Here is a 206-nt window from a genome sequence, read left to right as displayed (position 1 = left end):
GCAGGGGAATACCTGATAAGTGGGTGTACAGGTCTGAATGCTGATGCGGCGTGGGGCGGGGTTGATGGTGGTTTTGAAATACCTGTTGATCGCAATAAGCAGCCACGTATCTGGCTGGATTACACGGTTAATGCTGACGGAACGGTGCTGATCAAAACCTATCACCGGGTTCACGTATCATCGCCATTATTTGCTCAGAACAGAAT

1 protein-coding gene is annotated in these 206 nt (G+C 49.5%); it reads left to right on the top strand.

The genetic code is table 11. The features are described from left to right. On the top strand, positions 1-206 hold a 206-nt coding region (locus OGX95_RS00085; protein WP_502872736.1), incomplete at both ends, for a phage tail fiber protein.

The sequence above is a fragment of the Citrobacter sp. Cu233 genome (assembly GCF_030332225.1).
Taxonomy (GTDB): Bacteria; Pseudomonadota; Gammaproteobacteria; order Enterobacterales; family Enterobacteriaceae; genus Citrobacter.
The sequence above is the reverse complement of the archived record's forward strand: the minus strand, read 5'-3'. Positions and strand labels throughout refer to the sequence as shown.